Source organism: Streptomyces sp. Da 82-17 (genome assembly GCF_046098215.1).
GTDB lineage: Bacteria > Actinomycetota > Actinomycetes > Streptomycetales > Streptomycetaceae > Streptomyces.
Window position 1 is genome coordinate 158,392 of the sequence record NZ_JBJURH010000006.1, and the last position, 13,862, is coordinate 172,253.

12 protein-coding genes are annotated in these 13,862 nt (G+C 69.7%); 6 read left to right on the forward strand and 6 right to left on the reverse strand.

All coding sequences use genetic code 11. From position 1 onward, the window contains the following. Position 1: 1 nt before the first annotated feature. From yidC to ACIDOF_RS12510, 6 genes are all read left to right on the forward strand, one after another. Positions 2–1,288: a membrane protein insertase YidC gene (yidC, locus tag ACIDOF_RS12485; RefSeq protein ID WP_409005884.1), complete on the forward strand. Its 1,287-nt coding sequence runs from the start codon at positions 2–4 to the stop codon at positions 1,286–1,288. A gap of 15 nt (positions 1,289–1,303) precedes the next feature. Continuing rightward, a complete protein-coding gene (locus ACIDOF_RS12490; protein WP_409005885.1) occupies positions 1,304–1,819 on the forward strand; it encodes a protein jag in 516 nt (171 codons plus the stop codon). A 96-nt stretch (positions 1,820–1,915) separates the two neighbouring features. Continuing rightward, on the forward strand, positions 1,916–2,638 hold the full coding sequence (gene rsmG, locus ACIDOF_RS12495) for a 16S rRNA (guanine(527)-N(7))-methyltransferase RsmG (RefSeq protein ID WP_409005886.1): 723 nt from the start codon (positions 1,916–1,918) through the stop codon (positions 2,636–2,638). A gap of 285 nt (positions 2,639–2,923) precedes the next feature. Beyond that, positions 2,924–4,000, forward strand: a complete 1,077-nt coding sequence (locus tag ACIDOF_RS12500; protein ID WP_409006089.1) for a ParA family protein — start codon at positions 2,924–2,926, stop codon at positions 3,998–4,000. After that, entirely contained in the window at positions 3,997–5,085 is a 1,089-nt protein-coding gene (locus ACIDOF_RS12505; protein WP_409005887.1) for a ParB/RepB/Spo0J family partition protein, read from the forward strand. The genes ACIDOF_RS12500 and ACIDOF_RS12505 overlap by 4 nt, the downstream gene beginning before the upstream one ends. Positions 5,086–5,392: 307 nt before the next feature. Beyond that, positions 5,393–6,010: a GNAT family N-acetyltransferase gene (locus ACIDOF_RS12510; RefSeq protein WP_409005888.1), complete on the forward strand. Its 618-nt coding sequence runs from the start codon at positions 5,393–5,395 to the stop codon at positions 6,008–6,010. 77 nt (positions 6,011–6,087) lie between these two features. Here the strand turns inward: ACIDOF_RS12510 and trxA are convergent, their stop codons facing one another. From trxA to murJ, 6 genes are all read right to left on the reverse strand, one after another. Next, the gene (gene trxA / locus ACIDOF_RS12515) at positions 6,088–6,414 is read right to left on the reverse strand and encodes a thioredoxin (protein ID WP_409005889.1); all 327 of its coding nucleotides are present in this window, start codon (positions 6,412–6,414) and stop codon (positions 6,088–6,090) included. Positions 6,415–6,458: 44 nt separating this feature from the next. Continuing rightward, positions 6,459–7,421 carry a thioredoxin-disulfide reductase gene (gene trxB, locus ACIDOF_RS12520; RefSeq protein WP_409005890.1) on the reverse strand — a complete coding sequence of 321 codons (963 nt, stop codon included), beginning with the start codon at positions 7,419–7,421 and terminating at the stop codon, positions 6,459–6,461. Positions 7,422–7,606: 185 nt separating this feature from the next. Then, positions 7,607–8,707 (reverse strand): hypothetical protein, encoded by a 1,101-nt coding sequence (locus ACIDOF_RS12525; protein ID WP_409005891.1) that lies wholly within the window; start codon positions 8,705–8,707, stop codon positions 7,607–7,609. After that, entirely contained in the window at positions 8,704–9,432 is a 729-nt protein-coding gene (gene sigM / locus ACIDOF_RS12530) for an RNA polymerase sigma factor SigM (protein WP_409005892.1), read from the reverse strand. Before sigM ends, ACIDOF_RS12525 begins: the two co-directional genes overlap by 4 nt. A 148-nt stretch (positions 9,433–9,580) precedes the next feature. Then, complete coding sequence (locus ACIDOF_RS12535) at positions 9,581–11,512, reverse strand: protein kinase family protein (RefSeq protein ID WP_409005893.1); 1,932 nt, start codon at positions 11,510–11,512, stop codon at positions 9,581–9,583. Positions 11,513–11,640: 128 nt separating this feature from the next. Next, positions 11,641–13,827 (reverse strand): murein biosynthesis integral membrane protein MurJ, encoded by a 2,187-nt coding sequence (murJ, locus tag ACIDOF_RS12540; protein ID WP_409005894.1) that lies wholly within the window; start codon positions 13,825–13,827, stop codon positions 11,641–11,643. Between the last annotated feature and the right edge of the window lie 35 nt (positions 13,828–13,862).

Consider the following 13,862-nt stretch of genomic DNA (forward strand, 5'->3'; position numbering starts at 1 on the left):
AGTGGACACGATCGCCAGTTTCTTCAGCTTTATCACCACACCCGTCGCGTGGGTCATCGTCCAGTTCCACAAGCTGTACGGGGCGATCTTCGGCCCGGACACGGGCTGGGCCTGGGGCCTGTCGATCGTGTCTCTGGTGGTTCTGATCCGGATCTGCCTGATCCCGCTCTTCGTGAAGCAGATCAAGGCGACTCGTGGCATGCAGACGCTGCAGCCCGAGATGAAGAAGATCCAGGAGCGCTACAAGAACGACAAGCAGCGCCAGTCCGAAGAGATGATGAAGCTGTACAAGGAGACGGGCACCAACCCGCTCTCCTCGTGCCTTCCCATCCTGGCGCAGTCGCCGTTCTTCTTCGCGCTGTACCACGTGCTCAACAGCATCGCCTCGAACAAGACCGTCGGTGACGTCATCGACCAGTCGCTGCTTGCGAGCGCCCAGAAGGCGCACATCTTCGGCGCCCCGCTGGCCGCGAAGTTCATGGACAGCCCCGAGAAGGTCGCTGCCCTCGACGCGTCGCTGACCAACGTCCGCATCGTGACCGCGGTCATGATCATCATGATGTCGCTGTCGCAGTTCTTCACGCAGCGCCAGCTGATGACGAAGAACGTCGACATGACGGTGAAGACGCCGTTCATGCAGCAGCAGAAGATGCTGATGTACGTCTTCCCCATCATCTTCGCCGTCTTCGGCATCAACTTCCCCGTCGGTGTTCTCGTCTACTGGCTGACCACCAACGTGTGGACCATGGGCCAGCAGATGTACGTCATCCGCCAGAACCCGACCCCGGGCAGCAAGGCGCAGGGTGCGTACCTGGAGCGGCTGCAGGCCAAGCTGACCCGTAGCCAGGGCGGCAAGATGCGCAAGAGCGAGCGCAACATCGTCAAGGCGATCGTCGCCAAGGGCCGCGACCGCAACGAGATCGAGCGCAAGTTCATCAACGGCCTGAGCAAGGCCGGGCTCGCCGCGCAGGCCGACGGCGTCGTGGCGAAGAGCGACACCGCGGTCGCCGTGGCCGAGGGTGACGAGGCCGGCGCCGGCGGCACGCAGAAGCGCCAGCAGCCGAAGCGGCAGACCAAGTCCCAGCGCCAGTCCGGCACCGCCCAGTCGCAGACCGCCAAGAGCGACTCCGAGGCCAAGACCTCGCTGCAGAAGTCCGAGGGCGAGCCCAAGGACGCCGTATCCAAGGCCAAGTCGGCGGGCGCCAAGCCCGGCACCGGCAACCGCAGCAAAGCCAAGTCCGGACAGCGCAAGGGTCCGCAGCGGCCCAAGCACCCGTCCAAGAAGTAAGAAGGAGCCCATCCCGTGACGGAAGGCACCACCACCTCGGCTGCTGCTGAGGCCGGCGACACCCTGACCCGCCTTGAGCAGGAGGGCGAGATCGCGGCGGACTACCTCGAGGGTCTGCTGGACATCGCCGACCTCGACGGCGACATCGACATGGACGTCGAGGCCGACCGGGCCGCTGTCTCGATCATCAGCGACTCCGGCAGCCGTGACCTGCAGAAGCTGGTCGGCCGTGACGGCGAGGTGCTCGAGGCTCTGCAGGAGCTCACTCGGCTCGCCGTGCACCGCGAGACCGGCGACCGCAGCCGCCTGATGCTGGACATCGCCGGCTTCCGCGCGAAGAAGCGGGCCGAGCTGTCCGAGCTGGGCGCCAAGGCCGCGGCCGAGGCGAAGAGCAGCGGCGAGCCGGTCAAGCTCAAGCCGATGACGCCGTTCGAGCGCAAGGTCGTGCACGACGCGGTCAAGAGCGCCGGTCTGCGCAGCGAGTCCGAGGGCGAGGAGCCGCAGCGCTTCGTCGTCGTTCTCCCTGCTTGATCCTCAGCAGTTCCCGGCCCCGTCTGTTTCGCAGGCGGGGCCGATCTTTGTCAGCCTGATATTCAGCACCCAGTGCGGTACGGAAGGACGGTCCCCGTGACGGAGGCAGCAGAACTCCCCCCGGCGCCGGAGCAGGCCCGTGAGGTATTCGGTGAGCGCTTCACGGACGCGGTCCGGTACGCGGAGCTGCTGGCCGACGCAGGTGTGCGGCGCGGTCTGATCGGCCCGCGCGAGGTGCCCCGGCTGTGGGAGCGGCACCTGCTGAACTGCGCGGTGCTGTCCGAGGTCGTGCCCGAGGGCGTGACGGTCTGCGACGTCGGCTCGGGCGCCGGTCTGCCCGGCATCCCGCTGGCCCTGGTCCGCCCCGACCTGAAGATCACGCTCCTTGAACCGCTGCTGCGGCGTACGAACTTCCTCACCGAGGTCGTCGAGCTGCTCGGCCTCGACCATGTGACGGTCATGCGCGGCCGGGCCGAGGAGGTGCTCGGCAAGTTCCAGCCCGTCCATGTCGTGACGGCCCGCGCCGTGGCCCCCCTGGACCGCCTCGCCACCTGGGGCGTGCCGCTGCTGCGGCCGTACGGAGAGATGCTGCTGCTCAAGGGCGACACCGCTGAGGAAGAGGTGAAGGCGGCCAAGGCGGCTCTCGCCAAGCTCGGTGCGGTGAAGACCTCCGTGCTGCAGGTCGGCGAGGGCGTCGTCGAGCCGCTGTCCACGGTCGTGCGAGTCGAGGTCGGGGAGAGCCCCGGCGGTGTGCGGTTCGCGGCGAAGCGTGCGAAGGCGGCGCGTGCCACGCGAGCCTCGCGTGGGCGTCGTCGCTGAACGACCGCACTGCATGAGCGAGTTGAGGCTCGCTCATGGCCCGCCAACTCCGGTATGGATAAAGCGGGCAAATCGGAGTGTCACGGGTTAAACGGACTCCTCCCTGGCATCGTGTTTCACGTGAAACGTCGCTCACTGCTGCAGGGGATCATCAGCCGAGGCCGCGCTGCCGCCACTCCGCGCGACCGGAAACCCCCCGTAAGGGGGGCGGAGTTGTCCACAGAGGTGGATTCATCCACAGATTCCACAGAAGAACGGGCCTCGCTGGTTCACGACCCCAAGGGCATGGGAGGCTCTGTTCATTGCGAGCCTGAAGTCGAGGAGAGTGAATCCTTGCGGTCCGACGCCAACATCGCGGGACCGATGACCGATCCGGTCCCCGGTCCCCGTACTGAGTCGGCGGGGGAGGATGTTTCACGTGAAACACCGACCCCGATGGACGACACCCCCATTGGTCGTGCTGCCCAACTGGCGGTGGAGGCTCTTGGCCGCGCCGGCGAGGGCCTTCCACGGCCCGAGCAGACCCGAGTCATGGTGGTCGCCAACCAGAAGGGCGGGGTCGGCAAGACGACCACAACGGTCAACCTTGCCGCTTCGCTCGCGCTCCACGGCGCACGCGTTCTGGTGATCGACCTTGACCCGCAGGGCAACGCCTCCACGGCGCTGGGGATCGACCATCACGCCGAAGTCCCTTCCATCTACGACGTGTTGGTGGAGAGCAAGCCGCTCTCCGAAGTGGTCCAGCCCGTCCCCGACGTCGAGGGGCTCTTCTGCGCTCCGGCGACCATCGATCTCGCCGGTGCGGAGATCGAGCTGGTGTCGCTGGTGGCGCGGGAAAGCCGCCTGCAGCGAGCCATCCAGGCCTATGAGCAGCCGCTCGATTACGTCCTGATCGACTGCCCGCCGTCCCTGGGCCTGCTGACCGTCAACGCCCTGGTCGCCGGCGCAGAGGTGCTCATCCCGATCCAGTGCGAGTACTACGCGCTGGAGGGCCTCGGCCAACTGCTCCGCAACGTCGACCTCGTCCGCGGCCACCTCAACCCCGACCTGCATGTGTCGACGATCCTGCTGACCATGTACGACGGCCGGACCCGCCTCGCCTCCCAGGTGGCGGAAGAGGTGCGCAACCACTTCGGCGACGAGGTGCTGCGGACGAGCATCCCGCGCTCCGTGCGTATCTCGGAGGCTCCGAGCTACGGCCAGACGGTGCTGACCTATGATCCGGGGTCGAGTGGCGCACTCTCGTACCTCGAAGCGGCCCGCGAGATGGCTCTGCGCGGTGTGGGCGTACGGTACGACGCACAGCATGCCCACTCGCGTACGCAGAACGGGCGGCAGAACATGGCGGAGGGGATCCAGTGAGCGATCGACGTAGGGGTCTGGGGCGGGGGCTTGGTGCGCTGATCCCTGCGGCCCCGACCGGAGAGAAGCCGGCCCCGTCGGCCGAGACCGAGGGCGCGAACTCCCCCGGCCCCGCCCCGGTGCTGACCGCCGAACGAGGCGTTCCCGCGGCCAAGTTGGCCTCGCTTCCGCAGGGCAATGTTTCACGTGAAACGGAGCAGCCGCCGAGCGAGGAAGCCCCGGCCACGCCGGAGCCGCCCGCGGGTGCGCACTTCGCCGAGCTCGCGCTCGACAGCATCACGCCCAACCCGCGGCAGCCGCGTGAGGTCTTCGACGAGGACGCGCTGAACGAGCTGATCACCTCCATCAAGGAGGTCGGTCTCCTCCAGCCCGTCGTCGTACGGCAGTTGGGGCCCTCGCGCTATGAGCTGATCATGGGTGAGCGGCGCTGGCGGGCCTGCCGTGAGGCGGGCCTGGAGCGGATCCCCGCGATCGTCCGCGCCACGGACGACGAGAAGCTGCTCCTGGACGCGCTGCTTGAGAACCTGCACCGTGCCCAGCTGAACCCGCTCGAAGAGGCGGCGGCCTACGACCAGCTGCTCAAGGACTTCAACTGCACGCACGACCAGCTGGCCGACCGGATCGGGCGTTCGCGTCCGCAGGTCTCCAACACGCTGCGGCTGCTGAAGCTCTCCCCGGCCGTGCAGCGTCGCGTGGCGGCCGGTGTGCTGTCCGCGGGGCATGCGCGGGCGCTGCTGTCCGTCGAGGACTCGGAGGAGCAGGACCGGCTGGCTCATCGGATCGTCGCCGAGGGCCTCTCGGTGCGGGCGGTCGAGGAGATCGTCACTCTGATGGGTTCACGGCCCAAGAGCGCTCCGCGCAGCAAGGGCCCGCGGGCCGGCGGCCGGGTTTCGCCCTCGCTCAGCGATCTCGCCTCCCGGCTCTCGGACCGGTTCGAGACGCGAGTGAAGGTCGACCTCGGGCAGAAGAAGGGCAAGATCGTCGTTGAGTTTGCCTCGATGGACGACCTGGAGCGCATCCTCGGCACGCTCGCTCCGGGCGAAGGACCCGTCCTCGACAAGGGCCCGCAGGACGCCGACGAGTAGCGGCGCAGCACAGCCAGCACAGAGCAGGCCGTGTCCGGTGTGTACCGGAACACGGCCTGCTCTTTGCTTTCCGCCGGTATCGGTGCAATCGCTGGGTGACTACCATGCGTTGAAGAAGAACGCATCCACCTGACAGCACCTCGGAAGAAGGGGCGGGGGCCATGCGATCGGTCAGCCGCACGGGCCTGATGACGGCAGGACTTGGGCTGGGAGCCGTCGGCGGTTTCGTCGGCAGCCTGCTCAGGGAGCGGAGCGTTCTGACAGCCGCCCGTGGGGCGGCGCGCCAAGGAAGTGAGGAACTGCCTTCATGGGGCGTCGGCTCGTACCGCTCACGCTGGACAATCTCCCGGATCTCCCGAAGCGCTGCAGAACATGCGTCTTCTGGGAGCTCGATCCGGTCAGCGGACAGGACGCGGTAAAGGCAGGCACTCCGGAGCTGGAGAAGGAGGCCTGGATCTCCGCGGTGCTCCTGGAGTGGGGCTCGTGCGGCCGTGTCGTCTACGTGGACGACGTGCCGGTGGGCTTTGTGCTGTACGCGCCGCCCGCGTATGTGCCGCGTTCCACGGCCTTCCCGACCAGTCCGGTGGCGCCCGATGCGGTGCAGCTGATGACGGGCTTCATCATCCCCGGGTACCAGGGGCAGGGCCTGGGGCGCGTGCTGGTGCAGACGGTCGCCAAGGATCTGCTGCGGCGCGGCTTCAAGGCGATCGAGGCGTTCGGCGACGCCCGATGGAAAGAGCCGGGGTGCGTGCTGCCCGCCGACCATCTGCTCGCGGTGGGCTTCAAGACCGTACGACCGCATGCTCGGTATCCACGGCTGCGGCTCGAGCTGCGTACGACGTTGTCCTGGAAGGAGGACGTCGAGCTGGCGTTGGACCGGCTGCTGGGGGCCGTGCAGAAGGAGCCGGCGCTGCGGCCGCTGTGACAGTCGGCAGGTACGCGAACGGGCCCAACCCTCAAAGGGGTTGGGCCCGTTTCACGTGAAACAGTGCGCGCGGAGCGTCAGCCGATGAAGCCCTCGAGGTCGCGCTCGATGGCGGCCTTCGGCTTGGCGCCGACGATGGTCTTGGCGACCTCGCCGCCCTGGTAGACGTTCAGCGTCGGGATCGACATTACGCCGTACTTCGCGGCCGTGGCCGGGTTCTCGTCGATGTTGAGCTTCGCGACGACGATCTCGTCGTGCTCGGCCGCGATGGCCTCCAGGGAGGGGGCGATCTGGCGGCACGGGCCGCACCAGGCAGCCCAGAAGTCGACGAGCACGGGCTTGTTGCTCTTGAGGACCTTCTCTTCGAAGTCCGCGTCCGTCACGGTGATCGTGGCACCGGCCATGGCGTTGTTCTCCTTAACTGAACTGAGGGTGGGGCTGAGTGGGGTCAGACCGCGGCGGCGGCCGTGGCCTCGTTGTCGGCGAGAGCGGCCAGGTAGCGCTCGGCGTCGAGAGCGGCGGAGCAGCCGGTGCCGGCAGCGGTGATCGCCTGGCGGTAGGTGTGGTCCACGACGTCGCCCGCCGCGAAGACACCCGTCAGGTTGGTGCGCGTCGAGGGGGACTCGACCTGGAGGTAGCCCTCGTCGTCCAGGTTCAGCTGGCCCTTGAAGAGCTCCGTACGCGGGTCGTGGCCGATCGCGATGAACAGGCCCGTGACGGGAAGCTCGGACGTCTCACCGGTCTTCGTGCTGCGCAGGGTGAGGCCGCTGAGCTTCTGGTCGCCGTGGATCTCCGCGACCTCGCTGTCCCAGGCGAACTTGATCTTCGGGTCGGCGAAGGCGCGCTCCTGCATGGCCTTCGAGGCACGCAGGCTGTCGCGACGGTGCACGATCGTCACGGACTTGGCGAAGCGGGAGAGGAACGTGGCCTCCTCCATCGCGGTGTCGCCGCCGCCGATCACGGCGATGTCCTGGTCCTTGAAGAAGAAGCCGTCGCAGGTGGCGCACCACGAGACGCCGCGGCCGGAGAGCGCGTCCTCGTTCGGCAGGCCGAGCTTGCGGTGCTGCGAGCCGGTCGTGACGATGACGGCCTTGGCGCGGTGGACCGTGCCGGCGGTGTCGGTGACGGTCTTGATCTCGCCGGAGAGGTCGACGGAGACCACGTCGTCCGGGATCAGCTCGGCGCCGAAGCGCTCGGCCTGGGCGCGCATGTTGTCCATGAGCTCGGGGCCCATCACGCCGTCCTGGAATCCGGGGAAGTTCTCCACCTCGGTGGTGTTCATCAACGCACCGCCTGCGGTGACGGCACCTTCGAACACCAGCGGCTTCAGCGAGGCGCGCGCGGTGTAGAGCGCGGCCGTGTAGCCGGCGGGCCCGGAGCCGATGATGATCACGTTACGGACGTCGCTCACGGCTTGATTCCTCGTCTCTGCGGACTGCCTAATGCCTCGGGAGGAGCCCAGCTTCAGGACTCTCACCCCACCCAACGGATCCTACGGGGCGAGCATTCCCACTGTGGGACGCGGAGTCCTCAGGCAGACCTCGGGCAGACCTCAGGCAGACCTCAGGCGGTCCTCGGACAGTGCCCAGGCAGCCGTCAGGGGCGCGGGTACGAGTGGGACATCAGGACCTCGCCCTTCTTCGGGGCGCCCTCCGTGACACAGGAGGCGTCCACCACGTACGCCGTGACGCGCGTCCCGTCCGTGGTGTCGGGCAGCACGACGAGATAGGCGTCCTTCCCCGCGTACGTGCCCTTCTTGGAGGCGAGCGGCGGCGCCTTCTCGTCGATGCCGAGCGCGATGCACTGCGGGACGTTCGGATCGGCGCTGCGCATCGGGGTGTTGGTCTTCGGCGTACGCCGGCTCTCCTCGTCGGGGGACTCGGGGCTGGACTCCGTACTGAAGGAGGGCGTCGATCCGTCCGGCGCCGCGCGCTGGTCCTTGGCGAGCATCGAGGCGACCTGGTCGTCGAGCGCCGAGCCCGAGAAGGTCTGCGTTCCGGCCGCGTCGGAGGCGCTGGTCGGGCCGGAGTCCGCGTTGTCGCCGGACTGCAGCATCAACGTGCCGAGCCCGATGGCCGCCACCGTGGCGACGGCGCCGAGCACGGCACCGGCGACGTTGCGACGCCGGCGGCGAGGCCCACCGGAGCGGCGACCGGGACCGGTCGCGGCACGAGGGTGGCCGGCAGGGCGGTCGGAGAGGCGGTCGGCGGGCCGGTCGGGAGCGCCAGCGGACGCCGGGCGGTCCACCGAGCCCACCGAGTCCACCGGGTCCCCAGAGCCCACCGGGTCCCCAGAGCCCACCGGGTCCCCAGAGCCCACCGGGCCCACCGAGACGGCAGCGGAAGCAGCGTCGGCGCTCGCCGTTTCACGTGAAACATCGGTCCCCGACACCGCAGCCGTGGAAGCCGCGACAGAGGAGATTCCCGTGTCCTCAGGCCGAGTTGAGTCGAGCAGCGCCTCCGCAGCCAGCGCGGCGTCGATCCGGCCCGCGACATCGGCCGGCATCTGCGGCGGCCCGGGCAGCGTGCCGAGCAGCCCGCGGATCTCGGTCAGCGAGTCGAGTACGTCGGCACAGAGCTCGCACTCGTCGACATGGCCGCGCACCTCGCTCGTACGGGACGGGGGCAGCAGTCCCTCCGTGAGATCGGAGAGTTCTGTCACGTCCGGGTGCTCGGCCGCGCCGGTCGTGGCTGTCATGCTCGCCCACCTCCGCCCTTCACGGCTGCTGAGTCGCCTGGATCTGTTCCCTGAGTCCTTGCGTCATGCGCTGGTGCTGCCGGTGGGACGGATGCGTCCTGCGTCCGGTTCCTTCCCCCGCCGGGCTTCTTCTCAGTCCGGCTCGGACCGGAGTCCGTACGCAGATGGCTGAGCAGCGGAAGGAGGCGGGCTCTGCCGCGGGCGCAGCGGCTCTTCACCGTGCCCGTGGGGACCCCGAGCACCCCGGCAGCCTCGGCCACCGGATAGCCCTGCATGTCGACGAGGACCAGCGCGGCCCGCTGGTCCGGCGGAAGCGTGCCGAGCGCCTCGATGAGCTGCCGGTGCAGATCCTGCCGTTCGGCCGGCGCGGAGGCCGACTCGTGCGGTTCGAGGAGCTGCTCCAGACGCTCGGTGTCGTCGACCGGGGAGGTCTTGCGGGACGCGGCCTTGCGCGCCCGGTCGAGGCAGGCGTTGACGGTGATGCGGTGCAGCCAGGTGGTGACCGCCGACTGACCGCGGAAGGTGTGCGCCGCCCGGTACGCGGAGACCAGGGCGTCCTGCACGGCGTCCGCGGCCTCCTCCCGGTCGCCGAGCGTGCGCAGGGCCACGGCCCAGAGACGGTCGCGGTGGCGTCGTACGAGCTCGCCGAAGGCATCGGGGTCCCCGTCGACATGGCGGGCCAGGAGCGTCGCGTCAGGGACTCCTGAGATGTCCTCCGCCTGCACCTGCTCCCCCTACCTCGGTCGAGCGCTCAGCGTATCGGGGCTCCTCAGAGCGTGTAAACAGTCCGGAATGCCCCGTAAGAAAGGGAAAGCCCGGGAGTGCGGAACTCCCGGGCTTTCGTTGAATTGCGGCGAGGAATACGCGATGTGGCTATTCTTCTCCGGCCCCTTCGCGGGCCGTGCCGAGCACCTTGATCTCGGAAATGCCGCCCCGGAAGAGCTCCGCCGCGCCGTCGGTCGGCAGGGACGTGATGTGCACCAGGAGGTAGCGGGTGCGCACCGGTTCGTCGAGGGTCTTCTTGAGCTGCTTTCCGGCCTCGCCGAGCTTGCTGAGTTCCTTGGAGAACTCGCTCAGCGAAGAAGGCTGAGAAGCGTCGTCGGGCGCGGCCAGAACCTCCGCCTTCTGCCCCGCCCGATACATGGCGATCTCGAATCCGGAAACGTCCCGGACACTGCCGAGATCGACGATTATGCCGCTGCCCTGCTTACGGTTCGGAAGGTTGCCGAAGTTCGCGAAGCCCTTGTACTGCGGCGTGATCCAGGAGGTGCCGGCCGCGCCGTCCACGGCGTTCGGGACGTCCTGCTCCTTGATGCCGCTGCCGCTGGGCGCGAACTCGTACGCATCGCTGATCTGCAGCGGCTTGCCGGGCGCGGGCTTGGCGCCTTCGCCCTCCTCGCCGGGCTGCGACGTGCCGGGCCCTGCGGGCTGGTCGCTCTCCATCAGGGCGTCCGCGAGCTGCCAGCTGCCCAGGCCCAGCGCGGCGATCAGCAGCGCGGAGACGGCCCACTTGAGGGCCTTGCCCGTACGGCTCTGCAGCGGGGCGGGCGGCGCGGCCGGCAGCGGCTGCGCACCGGCAGCGGCGGCGGTGGGCCGGCCGTACGTGCCCTGCTGGTAGGTCGTGCGCTGGTACTCCGGCGGCGCCGTGAACGAGGGCTCCGGCGGGCGGATGCGCGGCATCTCCGAGACCGCCTTGGCCAGCTCCTCCGGGGTGGCGCACGGCTGGTCCTGCCGCGAGGCCGTCGCCCCGTCGTTGACCAGCGCGCGCATGGCCAGCTCGGACAGGCCGCGGTGCACACCGGCCCGCACCTGGTCGGGAGCGATCAGGCCGATGTCCTTCGGCAGCCCCGACAGGCCGTACGCGTCGTCCTCGTACGGCCAGCGCTGCGTCAGCGAGGCGTACAGGAGGGCGCCGATGGCCTCCGTGTCGGTGCGCTGCGGGGTGTCGCTGCTGATGCCGCGGAGGGCGGCGTTCACGGCGAGGCCGCGGATGCGGTACTGGCCGGAGGAGCTGCGCAGCACCGCGCTCGGAGTGAGCCGCAGATGCGCCAGGCCCTCGCGGTGGGCGGCGGCCATGGCCTGGGAGACCTGGCTGACCAGCTGGTACGCGTCGTGCGCCTCCAGCGGGCCGGAGGCGAGGAGGGTGGTCAGCTCGACGGCGTCGGGCAGCCACTCGTGGACGACGTAGACAAGGTCGTTCTCCTCCACCGCGTCCAGGACCTGCACGAAGCGCGGGTCGCCGAGGAGCGCGGAGGAACGGGCCGCGGACAGCACGGCGCGGGCCCGCGGGTGATCGGCCGGGAGGAGGTGGACGCCGACGGCCCGGCGCAGCTTCTCGTCGACCGCACGCCAACTGCTGAAACCGTCCAGTCGGGTGACGCACTCCTCGAGGCGGTAGCGGCGCGCGAGCTTGTGGCCGCTGTGCAGCTCGGGCGGCGTGGCTTGCGGCTTGCCCGCCACGTCGGCGCCGGTCGCGTCGGCGTCGGCTGCATCGGCACGGGGTCCGTCGGTACGGGGTCCGTCGGCACGCGTCGCGTCGGCGTTCGTAGCAGCAGCCTGCGACTGCGCCCGCGTCTTCGCCTGCCCCTGCGCGTTCGTGGTGGCCTTCGGTGGCTTCGCGGTGTTGGCGGCCGGTGTCTGCGCGGGCTCCGCCGCGTCTTCACCGGACTGCTTCTCGCCCTCGGCAGCCTTCGTCTCTCGGCTCTGGGCCGCCCCGTCGGCCGTGGCCTGGTCCGCCTTGGCGGTCAGCGACTCCTCGTCGCCCCCTGCTGCCACGTCGACGGCAGCCGTGCTCCGTTCCGCCACCGTCGTTCCTGCCTCCCCATCCGTTGCGCGCTGTCCGACGCCAAAGCCAATTGTGCCCACAGTCTGCCGCTATCCACGACACGCGATGGCCGGGGATGGTTGTGCGAGACCTGGCACAGGTCGCCGGATCAGCGGCCGAGTCGACCGCGGACCATGCCCACGAGCGCGTTGAGCTCCTGGACGCGCATCCGGCGGGCCGCCACGAAGAAGACGCCGAGCAGCACGATGCCGCCGCCGACCAGGGCCACGAACGACCCGAGGGCACCCTCGCCGACGGCCTTCATCAGCCCGAACGCGGCCGCCCCGCCGAGCAGCGCCGCCGGGATGGAGGCGCCGACGAGCCGGGCGTACGTCCGCACCACGTGCGCACCGTCCAGGTCCCCGCCCAGGCGCTTGCCCAGCCTGCGCCAGGCCACACCCACGCCGACCGCGTACGCGAGCCCGTACGAGGCGGCCATGCCGACGACGGCCCAGCGCGGCTCCAGGACGAGGTAGCAGAGCAGCGAGGCGAGCGCGTTCACGGCGGCCACGATGACCGTGTTGTAGAACGGCGTGCGGGTGTCCTCGTAGGCGTAGAAGCCGCGCAGGACGACGTACTGCACGGAGTACGGGATGAGGCCCAGGCCGAAGGCCATCAGGACGTAACCGATGTTGGTGGCGCCGTCGGTGCCCGAGTACAGCAGTGTGGTGATCGGGACGCCGAGCGCGAGGAAGGCGAAGGCGCACGGCACGATCGCGACGGCGGAGGTGCGCAGCCCGTACGAGAGGTCGTCGCGGACGGCCGCGGCGTCGCCGTCGTTGGCGGCGCGGGAGATGCGGGGCAGGACCGCGGTCATCACGGAGACGGTGATGATGGCCTGCGGCATCTGCCAGAGCAGCAGCGCGTAGTTGTACGAGGTGATGCCGGTGCCGGGGAAGCCCTGCTTGTCGGCGGTGTAACCGGCGGCGGTGGCGAGCTGCGTGACGACGACCATGCCGAGCTGGTTGGCGAGGACGAAGAACAGCGTCCACTTGGCGAGGGCGGCGGTCTTGCCGAGACCCTGGCCCTTCCAGTCGAAGCGAAGCCGCGGCTTGAAGCCCGCCTCGCGCAGGTACGGCACCATCGCCAGGGCCTGCACCGCGAGGCCGAGCAGCGTGCCGATGCCGAGCAGCCGGACGCCCTCGGCCGTGATGGTGTCGGCCGCGATGCCGGACTCGCCGGACGAGCCGAAGGCCCAGATGAACGCGCCGAACGTGGCGATGATGACGACGTTGTTGAGGACCGGAGTCCACATCATCGCGCCGAAGCGGCCGCGCGCGTTCAGGATCTGCCCGAGCACCACGTGCACGCCCATGAAGAACAGGGTCGGGATGCAGTAGCGGGCGAAGGTGACCGTGAGGTCGAACGTCTCCGGCTTGGACGCCAGCTGCGGCGACATCACCTGGACGAACAGCGGCGCCGCGAGCACACAGATCACGGTGATCGCGCCGAGCAGCGTGATGACGAGGGTGAGCAGCCGGTTGGCGTACGCCTCGCCGCCGTCCTCGTCGTTCTTCATGGCGCGGACCAGCTGCGGGATGAACACCGCGTTCATCGCGCCGCCCGCGACCAGGATGTAGATCATCGTCGGCAGGACGTTGGCGACCTGGTACGTGTCGTTGAGGGTGCCGACGCCGATGGCCGCGGCCATCACGAGCGTGCGCAGGAAGCCGGTGATGCGGGACACCATCGTGCCCGCCGCCATCAGGGCGCTGGACTTCAGGATGCTCGCGGCCTTGCCGCCGGACTTCTTCGGCGGCGCCGGCGGAGCCTCCGCGGTGCCACCGGGCACGGGCGGCGCCGCCGGTGCGGGCACCGCGGGCTGCTCGCCCTGCGGGCGCGTGCCGCCCGGCTGCTGGTCGCGGAAGAGGTGAGCGAACGCGTCCGGCTCGGGGCGTTCGTCGGCGGCCCGGCTGACCAGGTCGTCGACGCCCACGAACTGCGTCGTCCGGACGTCGTCGCCGTACGGCAGATGACGGGACGGGCCGTCGGGCTCGGGGGCCGGGGTCTGCGCCCAGACCTGCGGGTCCGGGGCGTTCTGCGGCGGGTTCGGCTGCGCGTACAGGGACTGCGGGTCCGCGTACGTGCCCGGGGGCGGCGGCGGGTGCGAGGCCCGGTCGTAGAGAGCCTCGGTCACCGGGTCCTGGGCGGCGAGGTCCTGCGCGCGGTACGGGTCCTGGGCGTAGGCGTCCTCGACGTACATGTCCGGCGTGGGCTGCTGCGGGGGTACGTGCCCACCCGCGGGTTCGCCGCTGCCCGCGCCCTGGCCGCGGTCACCGTCGTACGGCGCATTCATGCTTACCCCACCTCATCGGTCCCGCGGCCCCAGTG

Bases quoted from the DNA above. Each gene is read 5' to 3' on its own strand.
- ACIDOF_RS12500 (WP_409006089.1), top strand. From the start codon at position 2,924: ATGGGAGGCTCTGTTCATTGCGAGCCTGAAGTCGAGGAGAGTGAATCC.
- ACIDOF_RS12510 (WP_409005888.1), top strand. From the start codon at position 5,393: ATGGGGCGTCGGCTCGTACCGCTCACGCTGGACAATCTCCCGGATCTC.
- trxA (WP_409005889.1), bottom strand. From the start codon at position 6,414: ATGGCCGGTGCCACGATCACCGTGACGGACGCGGACTTCGAAGAGAAG.
- ACIDOF_RS12525 (WP_409005891.1), bottom strand. From the start codon at position 8,707: ATGACAGCCACGACCGGCGCGGCCGAGCACCCGGACGTGACAGAACTC.
- murJ (WP_409005894.1), bottom strand. From the start codon at position 13,827: ATGAATGCGCCGTACGACGGTGACCGCGGCCAGGGCGCGGGCAGCGGC.